Source organism: Sphingobium sp. SG1, assembly GCF_057063145.1.
In genome coordinates this window covers 1-10,392 of the sequence record NZ_JBVVOJ010000041.1, presented here as the reverse complement: position 1 = coordinate 10,392, position 10,392 = coordinate 1, and the positions used below count along the sequence as shown (strand labels likewise).

Annotated in this window: 10 protein-coding genes and 2 pseudogenes; 4 read left to right on the top strand and 8 right to left on the bottom strand. The window is 59.4% G+C overall.

Going from position 1 to position 10,392, the window contains the following annotated elements:
* A partial coding sequence (locus AC0KVN_RS27055) for a glycoside hydrolase family 32 protein (RefSeq protein ID WP_483656739.1) occupies nucleotides 1-1,351 on the top strand: 1,351 nt, incomplete at its 5' end.
* Between the two features lie 161 nt (nucleotides 1,352-1,512).
* On the opposite strand, the gene traA is transcribed toward AC0KVN_RS27055, so the two are convergent.
* Nucleotides 1,513-4,404: a Ti-type conjugative transfer relaxase TraA gene (traA, locus tag AC0KVN_RS27050; protein ID WP_483656738.1), complete on the bottom strand. Its 2,892-nt coding sequence runs from the start codon at nucleotides 4,402-4,404 to the stop codon at nucleotides 1,513-1,515.
* Nucleotides 4,405-4,576: 172 nt separating this feature from the next.
* Between traA and AC0KVN_RS27045 the strand changes: the two genes are divergently transcribed.
* Both AC0KVN_RS27045 and AC0KVN_RS27040 read left to right on the top strand, forming a co-directional pair.
* Complete coding sequence (locus tag AC0KVN_RS27045; RefSeq protein WP_435568978.1) at nucleotides 4,577-4,903, top strand: conjugal transfer protein TraD; 327 nt, start codon at nucleotides 4,577-4,579, stop codon at nucleotides 4,901-4,903.
* A complete protein-coding gene (locus tag AC0KVN_RS27040; protein ID WP_483656737.1) occupies nucleotides 4,809-5,144 on the top strand; it encodes a conjugal transfer protein TraD in 336 nt (111 codons plus the stop codon). Before AC0KVN_RS27045 ends, AC0KVN_RS27040 begins: the two co-directional genes overlap by 95 nt.
* Here AC0KVN_RS27040 and AC0KVN_RS27035 read toward each other — a convergent pair.
* The 4 genes and pseudogenes from AC0KVN_RS27035 to AC0KVN_RS27020 form a co-directional block, all read right to left on the bottom strand.
* Nucleotides 5,145-5,395: pseudogene (locus AC0KVN_RS27035) on the bottom strand (nucleotidyltransferase); the annotation flags it as partial.
* A gap of 989 nt (nucleotides 5,396-6,384) precedes the next feature.
* Nucleotides 6,385-6,636 carry a hypothetical protein gene (locus AC0KVN_RS27030; RefSeq protein WP_136186525.1) on the bottom strand — a complete coding sequence of 84 codons (252 nt, stop codon included), beginning with the start codon at nucleotides 6,634-6,636 and terminating at the stop codon, nucleotides 6,385-6,387.
* 770 nt (nucleotides 6,637-7,406) lie between these two features.
* Nucleotides 7,407-7,589, bottom strand: a complete 183-nt coding sequence (locus tag AC0KVN_RS27025; RefSeq protein WP_435568933.1) for a hypothetical protein — start codon at nucleotides 7,587-7,589, stop codon at nucleotides 7,407-7,409.
* A 680-nt stretch (nucleotides 7,590-8,269) separates the two neighbouring features.
* Nucleotides 8,270-8,692: pseudogene (locus AC0KVN_RS27020) on the bottom strand (MobA/MobL family protein); the annotation flags it as partial.
* 20 nt (nucleotides 8,693-8,712) lie between these two features.
* Between AC0KVN_RS27020 and AC0KVN_RS27015 the strand changes: the two are divergent.
* On the top strand, nucleotides 8,713-8,877 hold the full coding sequence (locus AC0KVN_RS27015) for a DUF6771 family protein (RefSeq protein WP_168708690.1): 165 nt from the start codon (nucleotides 8,713-8,715) through the stop codon (nucleotides 8,875-8,877).
* 17 nt (nucleotides 8,878-8,894) lie between these two features.
* On the opposite strand, the gene AC0KVN_RS27010 is transcribed toward AC0KVN_RS27015, so the two are convergent.
* The 3 genes from AC0KVN_RS27010 to AC0KVN_RS27000 form a co-directional block, all read right to left on the bottom strand.
* Nucleotides 8,895-9,824, bottom strand: a complete 930-nt coding sequence (locus AC0KVN_RS27010; RefSeq protein ID WP_435568935.1) for a HEPN domain-containing protein — start codon at nucleotides 9,822-9,824, stop codon at nucleotides 8,895-8,897.
* A gap of 60 nt (nucleotides 9,825-9,884) precedes the next feature.
* Entirely contained in the window at nucleotides 9,885-10,133 is a 249-nt protein-coding gene (locus AC0KVN_RS27005) for an iron dicitrate transport regulator FecR (RefSeq protein WP_136185684.1), read from the bottom strand.
* A partial coding sequence (locus AC0KVN_RS27000; RefSeq protein ID WP_483656736.1) for a zincin-like metallopeptidase domain-containing protein occupies nucleotides 10,130-10,392 on the bottom strand: 263 nt, incomplete at its 5' end. The genes AC0KVN_RS27000 and AC0KVN_RS27005, both read right to left, overlap by 4 nt.

The window sequence follows — 10,392 nt, the reverse complement described above, 5'->3', positions numbered from 1 at the left end:
ACCACCTCGCAAATGCAAGGCTCAACACCTACCAAATCGCGAAATCATGAGAATGTGGGGGATTTTGACCGCTTACGGTATATCGATCCCACGCCGCACAACATCCTTTGGAGACATCTGGACCGGGAGCGCGGTTGTCGATGTCACCAATACTGCCGGATTCGGCCCCGGCGCACTGATCGCGCTCGTTACAATGCCCGCAGACAATGCCGCCGGGCAAAACCAGTCCTGCGCACTCTGGTACTCTCTTGATGAGGGTGCCAGCTTCACCTTTCACGACATCGTGCTACCCAATTTCCCAGGCAACAGGCAGTTTCGCGACCCCACGGTTTTCTGGCATGAGACCAGCGGCAATTGGATTATGACGCTGTCAGAGGAAGGCAAGATCGGCATCTACACTTCGCCAGATCTCAAGCACTGGACTTATTCCAGCGGTTTTCTGTCAACGGTCGTCGGTGGCGTGATGGAATGCTCGCATCTCTTCAAACTGCATCTATACAATCCAGATGGCACAACTTCGGCAGATAAATGGGTTTTGCTGGTAGGCGGAGATGGGACGGCTTCCGGCTTCACGGGTGGAACCTGGTATTGGGTAGGCGAATTCGATGGCACGACCTTCACGGCCAGCGCTCCCGACGGCCAATGGCTAGATGGCGGAGCTGATTTTTACGCGGCCGTTATATGGAATGACCCTCAAGCTGCCGATCCCATTGCTTGTGCATACTCAATGGGATGGATGAACAACTGGGCATATGCAAACCAACTACCAGCAACCCACGATTATCGAGGTCAACTCAGCATTGTTCGCGAATTGCGCTTACGACTGATCAACAATGCACCGCGGCTTTCTAGCACCCCTCTGCCAGCACAGAACAAGATATTCGCGCTTACTGCCCAGGGCTCTGATCAGACGATTGCAGATGGTTATGATTATATCTGGCCCGACAATGCTAGAATGGTTGCGGGGCGGATCGACCTCACGCTCAACCGGATCGGATCGGCTTGGCCATCAATAGTGTGGCTATCCGTCCGCGGAGGTTCCGGTTACTCCACTCAGATATGCTTTGAGCTAGGTAATAATAGGGCAATTATCAGACGCGTGACCAGTGGCCCTGAAGCACCTGACAGCGAGGCGTGGCGCCTAGATCGAAGTCTGCCATGCGATTTTTCGGAAGGTGTAGTAGACGTTAGCTTATTTATCGACATTTCGTCCGTAGAATTATTTGTAAATAATGGAGAAGCTACGCTATCTCAGCTTATCAACGCGCGCATAGCCGACACGTCTTTGAATCTAACGACTGTACACGGCATTGTGCTGGTATCAAAAGTTTCAATATCAAGTTACATCTAGCGGCATACATCATCGAACAATTACGTACCGACGTCAGCATATGGAATTTCATGTGAACATAAGCTAACCAATAACTGCTTCTTCCGTCAGTTTGCTCCGCGCCACCTTAAGATGAATCGTCATCATCCTGATGGCTTGGCTTGTCCGGGCACGATCAGGTCCTAAAGCCCAAGGCCACGGCCTAGCGAGCGTCCGAGATGCCGCTGGAGATCCTGCGACAGCGATTGGCCGCTTTGGGAGGACAGACCGAGCTCTTTGGTGCGATTGCGCAGCAGCGACTCCAGCTGAGGATCGCGCTCCAGCCCCTTGGCCATGCCCGCCATCGCCTCACGCACCTGCCCGCTTCCCCTATGGTCGCCACTGCGGCTGAGCGCCTGACGCTGGCTGTCGCTGCTTTGCCAATCGGCAATGAAGCGATCTGCGCGCTGCTGGCCTGCGACACGCATGTCTCGCTCCACCTGCATCTGCCTAATGGCATTGCCGCTGTGGCCGGCGGCCGCTTCATGGATGAGCCCGCGATCCTTACCAAAGGCGGCGCTCAGATCCTGCGATGCCTGGGGGCGCAGCGCTTCGAGCGCGTCGCGCGCCCGCTGGGCAGCCTGTTGCTGCTCGATCAGCGGCTCATAGCCCTGGGCGCGCATGGCCTGCCCTTGCTGCAAGGCCCTGGCATAGTCCTGAACCGCCTTGTCGAACGAGGGCATGGCCGGTCGCTGGTCCAGCGGCGCGGCATTGAGCTTCAGCCCGGCGAAGATACTGCGCTTTGGCTGAAGCGGGGGCTCGGCCTGGGGTTGATGCGGTGGCTGGACCTGATGCGGTGGCTGGGACTGGGATTGGGGCTGCATCAGGCTCGTCGGCTCCGGCCCGCGCCCATAGTCCGATGCCATATCCTTGCCACGCTCACGCTCGAGCGTGCGCACGAGCTTGCCCTGATTGGCAAAGTCATCCTTGCCATAATGAAGATTGACGGTTTCGCGGTGACGCGAGAGCGCGACATAGCTGGCATGGCGATCGAGCCCTGGGGTTGCCAGCACATGCACCTTGTCCACCGTCATGCCCTGCGCCTTGTGGATGGTGGCGGCATAGCCATGATCGATATGGGCATAATGTTTGGTGTCGAAACCTACCTGGCGCCCATCATCGAGCGATACCCGCATATGCGCCTTGTCGACATGGTCGATGGTGCCGAGCGTTCCATTCTTCACCCCAAGGCTGCGCTCATTCTTGAGGAACATGATCCTGTCCCCGTCGGCAAAGCTGCGCGCGCCGCGCTCGACGGTGAGGCTGACATCCCTGCCCAGTTCCCCTGACCGCTGCAGTTGCTCGCGCGCCGCCTCGTTGAGGCTGCGCACCTCGTCATTGGTGTGGGTAAGGATGATGCGGCTGGCTTGTGGGTCGGCGATGCGATCGCGATCCCACCGCTCGATCAGGTCACCACGCGCATCCTCGCGCGTCTCGGCAGCATGGACATGGCCATGGTCGCCATAGGCGGCGATCGCCTCATGGGTGCGACCGGTCGCCAGCGCCCTGGTCGCCTCGCGCTGCCAGTCGTGCGCCTGCCGGCGGATCGAGCTGATCTCTACGCTGCCATGGCGCTCGGCAATGGCGCGGAACGAGGCGCCGGCCTCGATCGCCTGCAGCTGCTGGGGATCGCCGACCAGCACGACCTTGGCACCATGCGCCTCCGCTTCCTGGAACACCCTTTCCATCTGACGCGTGCCGATCATCCCGGCCTCGTCGACCACCAGGATCGACCTGTCGGTCAGACGCTCGCGATCCTGCGCCCATTGATGCTCCAGGCTGGCAATCGTGCGCGAGGCTATGCCCGACCCGCTTTCCAGATTTTCCGCAGCGATGCCCGAGAGCGCTGCGCCGCGCACATCATAGCCGGCCCGCTCCCAGGCGTCGCGGGCCACGCCCAGCATCGCGCTCTTGCCGGTGCCGGCATAGCCGATGACATTGCTCAGCCCCTTGGCACTGGTCACATGCTCGAGCGCGCCACGCTGTTCGGCCGAGAGGTCGAGCCCGCTCGCGCTGGCCTGTGCCAGCGCCCGTTCGACATGACGATCGGCCAGCCCATGATGGCGCCGCGCGTCGAGCGTGGCGGTGGCCTTTTCGAGCCGCTGTTCGGTCTCCAGCATGGACCGTGAGGTGAACCGCGCCTCCCCTCGCCCATCCTTGCCCAGCGCCACCAGATCGGGCGAGGCTTTGACCGCCGCCATGACCCGATCAAATTGTTCCTTCCCCTCGCTATGGCGGTGAACGAACATGGCAAGATCACGAGTGGTGAAGGTCGCCTGATTGTGGGTGATGCCATCGAGCGCAATGCCCGGATTGGCGAGGATCTTCTCGCCATTGGAGCGGGCGATCTCATGATGCTCTTCGATCCGCTCGCTGACTTGGCCCGCTTCCCCCATGCGCGCCGCGGCCGGGCCGATCTTGTGCTGGGGCTCGAGATCGATGCCCTGGGCTTCCAGGCTGCGATGATCGATGCGTGCATCGATATCGAGAGCGGCCAGGCGCTCGTTCACATGCTCCGCCCAGGCCTCGCGCCAATGGCTGAGAAGCTGCGTGCTGTTCCAGTCGCGCACCTTGGCGCCAAAGCCCTCTGGCGTCACTTCGCGCAAGGTCAGCATCACATGGGCATGGGGCTTGGCCAGTCCATCGGCGCCGATATCCCAATGGACATTGAGATCGGCGACCATGCCCACATCGACAAATTCGCGCTGGACGAAGTCGCGGGCCAGGGCGATGCCCTCAGCCTGCGACATTTCTCGGGGGATGGCGAACTCCACTTCGCGCGCCAGCTGCGCGTCCTTGCGGATCTCGGCGGCCTCAACCGCATTCCACAGCTGTTCGCGATCGCGCCATTGCTCTGGCGCGCCATCGGGCAGCATCACTTCGCTGTGGACGACGCCGGCCTTGTTCGAAAAGTCATGATCGCGCCCGAACAGCATATCGAACAGCGAGGAGCCTGAGCGATAGGCGGCCGAGGCGACCGCCGAGCGGCCGGCGGCGCGCGAGATGACTTTGACCGAGAGATGGTAGATCGCCATGACGGCCTACCATTTACACCTCAAGCAGCACGTCGGCACGACGTATAAGCGCGCCCTCAAAAGATTTCATCAGTTTCGGGATGACGAGATCCCAGGAAATTCCAGCGCATTGTGACTGATCGAGACGGTCGATAACGCCGGGGGTCTGACACCAACAGCAAGGCCATACTCCATGCGCAGACCACGGGACTATGACGCAGAGCTCAAGGCTCTCACCGACAAGGCACGACAACTTAAAGCCCGCAAGCAGAGCCAGCTGGGCGAACTGGTGATGGCGACCGGAGCCGATGGGCTCAGCGCCGAGGAACTGGCTGGCGCATTGCTTGCCGCTGCCAATACAACCGAAGCACCAAGGCGGGAGGCGTGGCGCAAGCGGGGCGCGGCCTTCTTTTCAGGACAGCGGCATGATGCTGGGTCAGGCGCTGGCGACAAGCCGGGCAGCCCTGCGTCGGGTGAAGGTCGCGCGCCATCGCCTGCAGCTGAGCCAGGCGCGGCATGATCGGCGGGACTGGCAGATGAAGCGGCGCGAGCGCACCCGGCATCTGATTGAGCTCGGCGGTCTGGTCGTGAAGGCTGAGCTGGTCGCGCTTACTGATGATGATCGCGCGGTGATGCTCGGGCTGCTCAGCGAAGCGGCGGCGCGGTTGCGCACTGATGAGCGCGAACAGCTTCTTTTGCTCTGGCGCCGACGGGGGCAGCGCATGTTCGCCACCGATGCATTGGCTGGAAAGCCTGAATGATCAGGCGATAACGCCGGCGGTGCGCTTCAATTCAGCGATGCGTTCGGCGCACACTTCATGCACGACCCGGCCCAGCTCCTCGACCTGTTTGCCAAGCCAGCTGAGTTCCTCTTCGCTGATCTTGTATGCTTGGAATAGCAGGCCTTTACATAGGCTTCCTTCAGCTTCTCGAACCGCGCTCGATCCACATGGCGCTCGCTCGGCCAGACATAGGCCAGCCGCCGGTCGATCCGTTCGGCTTGGGTGCGTATGCGAAGCGGCGGGCCGCTTGATGGGCGCGCTCTCCCCGATCCTGCGCGGCGAGGAAGATTGTGGGCTGCCATTCGTTCTTGACGGACGGGAAAATCCAGTTCCTGGCCGACATCACGCATGAACTCGCCGGTCAAACCGTTCCTCTGCCCATATCCAAATGAGGGGACGACTGATGGGTTTGGGCAAGGTCACGCGCGGGGCGGGCAAAGTGGGGGCAGGCGTTGGAGGCGCTAGGCTAAGTCCTGACCACTGCAAAGGCCCTCGACCGGGCGATCAAGCGTTCGACATCAGAAGGTTCGGATGATGAGAACGGCACCGCCCAGAATGGAGACGCTTCAGAAAAGCCATTCGAGCGGACCTAAAGGATCCGCATCCCAATCACGCCATTCACTAAGCATGCGACAATCCCCCGATTGCCCCTGACGCGCGCCGCGATGACGATGAATCGCGGCAGGAGCAGAATCAATATACCAACGGATCGAGAGTATTCAAACCGGCGGACTGATATCCGACCAGTGTGTGGGAGCAATGACCGGGAATTTACCAGTGGGAAGCCCGCCGAAAGCAAGACACCAGTACTCAACGCCGTCCGAATTATCCCATGCTGCGACGGACACTCCTAACTGGTTCCAAAGCAGCATCGGCCGGCCGTCCTTCCTATCTTCCGGTAGGAGTTCCATTGCCTGCCACGGAATGAGGGAAACGGAATTCATGATCACCTCGCTTCTCAGGATTAAGGCTGGGAGCGCTTGCGGTTTGTCGATCAAGGAAAGGTGAGCCCGACGCGGCCGAAAATTTGCGGACCTTCGGGAGTTCGTGCCGGGCTCAAGTCTCGGGTAGCAGCGCTTCATGAGTAGCGCCAGACCCATCACGAGAAGGTGTTCCTGACGCGCGCCGCTATGACGTTGAACCTCGGCAGGAACGCGCGGATAGTATGGATGTCGGCAATCCAGATCAAGCGTGACGTGCGGGCCTTGTGCAGCTCAAATTAACGCTCCTCACTCGCAGGCCTCGGTTTAGAAGCGCTATCGATTGCTCGAATTTGGTTGATCAGCGCTGATCTCAGCGTGTCTGGGTTGTCCGGAAACTCCGCTTTCAATTCCGAAATGACCAACTCGACCGCTACATTCAAAAATACCGGGCGAGCAACAGCACCTGTTGATAGCGAACCAAAAAACTCAGCATATTCGCGCGCATGCCGCTGGAATAATTCATCAGAGTTGCGGGTTGAATGAACCATGGCCACGCCCCCTTTCCAAACCCGGATGGATAGTCTTGCCAGAAGTATTGCTCAGCGCAATCCGTAAAAATGCCCCGTAGCGCGCAGTCGCGAGTGAGCCGAGGGGGGGCAGATCGACAAGCCAGAAAGGGCAGCAGAATGCCTAAGACGATACTCTTCAATTCTGATCAGTTCCGGAAAGAAGGCTCAGAAATTGAGACCTAACGGCCCACCTGAGAACCTCTCAGGTGGGCCTTGCAGCTGGTTGGGAGCCAAACCCCAACGGCTTCGATTTAGAGATTTACGGCTCATATTTCTGTAACGATCATAGTTAATGGCAGGCCCAAAAATTGTTCGTGCCCGAAACTATGGATGTCCCGATCTGCTAAGCGGCATGAGAGCAAGGTGTGGTGCCAAAACCTGACGGCGTGACGTTTGGGGAAAAGCATAAGCCAAGCGACCCCATCCAAATCCCGACAGGTCGCACAACTTGTAAGATAAGGATGGGGTCTCCGCGTCAAGGACGGGCTGCGACCTTCACGACAGATGCCGCTCCACTAATCGTTAATTACAACATTGTAAATTAATCGAAATTAAGATTTTCGGTCTTGATGCAATAAACCTCGATCGGATGCAGGCTGACAAGAGGTTCGGTTGCAGAATTGTGGCCACTACGAAAAAGCCCCGCTCGATCGCTCGGCGGGGCTAGTGTGGGAGGGTGACGAGCAAGGGGGCTTCGTCACCGGCCGCTAAAGCAGGGTTATGTTACGACGATGTGGCAGATCAAACGTCTAGGCCAATTCAAGATTTCTGTCCTGGTCAGCATCGGCCTCCATTGAGCGAACGTGCTTGAGATAGTTGGCCGCCAGAGCGAGATGAACCCGCTTGGCTGACGGGTCGCTGGTCATGTTGGCTTTCCGGATCTCCGTCCTCGCACGGCGCTCATAATAGGCTTTGTCCGAAATTCTGCGCATTTTGCTCCTCCTTGAGTTGAACAAAAGCGACCTCGTTAGAAGGGCGCCATCCCAGGCTGCGAACCTTGGGACGCCCGGAATTTACCAAAAAGCCAAACGATTCTTCAAGGGGACTTTCCACGAAAAGGCCCCGCAGCGAATGATCGCGCGGGGCCAGTCCGGGGAGAGTGACGAGGTAAGGGCCTTGTCACCATCTCCACAGCATGTTTCGGTTGCGGCTTGATGGCAACAAGTAAAAAGCCCCGCTCTGATTGCTCGAGCGGGGCCTAGTCGAGAAGGTGCAAGCAGCGTGGCAAACTTGCTTTGCTACTACACCCGTAAACTGTGATCGTTCCACAAAAACCCCGCTGCGAGCTGGTCGGGCGGGGTTTGTAATCTGGGTAATGTTGAGCTGCGGTGGAAGCCAGATGCTCACCGCCGCTAGCTATTCAGCCGTCACAAACTCTGCGTTGCTCATTGTTCGCCTCCCGGTTCTGGAAGCTCTTATGACATCGCAGTCGACGAAAGCGCCAGCCTGCTGATCTTTCAGCCCGGTTCAATTGCTGAGCCGAAAGGCTTATCACAGCGGACCTACGTCATTCCGACGGGAAGCGGCTTTAAAAAGGATCTCATTTCAGCGAGTGTCGTCCCGCCGTTGAAAAGTTCAGGGGCGCGCGTAAGGTTAGATATCAATCTCGGATCAGCATCACATGGGCATGGGGCTTGGCTAGTCCATCGGCGCCGATATCCCAATGGACATTGAGATCGGCGACCATGCCGACATCGACAAATTCGCGCTGGACGAAGTCTCGGGCCAGGGCGATGCCGTCAGCCTCCGGCATTTCTCGGAGAATGGCGAACTCCACTTCGCGCGCCAGCTGCGCGTCCTTGCGGATCTCGGCGGCCTCGACATCATTCCACAGCTGCTCGCGCTCGCGCCATTGCTCTGGCGCACCATCTGGCAGCAGCACTTCGCTGTGGACGACGCCGACCTTGTTAGAGAAGTCATGATCGCGCCCAAACAGCATATCGAACAGCGAGGAGCCTGAGCGATAGGCTGCCGAGGCGGCCGCCGAGGAGCCGGCGGCGCAGGTTCGCGGCCGATGCATTGCCTCAACAGCCATGACAGCGCATAGGCGCTGCCATGAGTGAACAGATGCAAGCCGCCATTCTCGCCGTGATCGAGCGCGCGCCGCAGTGGATCAGGCAGGACCTGACGTCGAAGGATCCGGCGGCCCGCACCCGTGCGGAAGAGTCGCTGGCGATGATCCTTGCCGACGCCATCAGAAAGCAGGCCGAACAGCCTTAATGATCAGGTCCAGGTGATCAGGCGATAACGCCGGCGGTGCGCTTCAATTCAGCGATGCGTTCTGCGCACACTTCATGCACGACCCGGCCCAGCTCCTCGACCTGTTTGCCAAGCCAGCTGAGTTCCTCTTCGCTGATCTTGTAATGCTTGGAATAGCGGGCCTTCACATAGGCTTCCTTGAGCTTCTCGAACCGCGCCCGATCGATATGTCGCTCACTTGGCCAGACATAGGCCAGCCGCCGGTCGATCCGCTCCGCCTGGGTGCGCAGGAAAGCGAGATTGTGAACGTGTGGCGTATAGGAGCAGCAGACCAGAAGGACGCAGTGATAGAGGAATTCGGTAGCTTGGTGCATGTCGAACGCCGCCTCTTTCAATCGGCCTTGGTTCATCACATACCTGGCGGTGTCTAATCGGCCGCCCGCGCTCGGATACCACTCGTCAAAATATTCCTGCGCCATGGCCAGCGCCTTGTCCGGCGTCTTGGGCTTTGGCGTGTGCAGTTCCCTGTCGTCGCTCTCGTAAAGGGCGATGCCGTCCTTGGCCACATCCATGAAGAAATAGCGGCCATGGGCAAGGCCATCATTCACTTCCTGCAGGGTGTGGACGATGAAATTGACCGGGGTCTTGAGCGTGGCGGTGATGCCATATTCGCGCATCAGCCGCTCATCGACCCCAAGCCAATATTTGACACGATCGGTCAGCCGCTGGTCGTTGACGATGATCAGCAGATCATAGTCGGACTTGTAGCCCTTGGCAGTGTGCGGCTCATCGACCCAGCTGCCACGGGCATAGCTGCCATAGAGGATGATCTTCTGGATGCGGCCCTTCTTGCGCCAAGCCTGCGTGGCCAGCGCGAGCCCGTCCTCGAATTCCTCGAAGATGATCTGCACGACGCGCGCCAGTTCGCGCTGCTTGTCGGCGGGAAGATGATCGAGATCGTTACGCATGTCATAGCCACCCTGTCGGACCGATCGCCCGATGGCAAGCCATCGGGCGCGGCGGGTTGATCATAGACGATGGGAAAGCCGTCGCCACCAGGGCTCGGGCTCGTACAAGGTTCGCAGGAAGATGCGCAGCGCGGCGGCAAATTCTGCTTCAGCCTGCTCGGCGCTGATGCCGTGCCGTTCGGCAAGCTGGGCATAGCTTAGATCCTCCATCCGGATATCGAAGAAGATGGTGCGCTGAAGGACGGTCATGCGGCGGAGCGATCGGCGCCCGCGCCTCAGGAAGACGCGCAGGGGAAGCTTGTCGGTCATGCCGCTGCCCCTTCCATGCCCAGGAGATAATCGGCCGCCTTGCTGGCCGCGCTTGCCGCCTTGAAGATTGCCCGCTCATCCTCGCGCAGGACGGCAAGCCAGGAACCGATATAGTCGCTATGCCGGACGGTGGGCACGATCCCCAGCGACGCGCAGGTAAAAGCGCTGGCCATCTCCGCGATATATCCTGACAGTCCAGCCCTAATCTGACTTCCACCGCCAATTTTCCGGACGCGCGTCATGCCGCCAACTCCTCGGG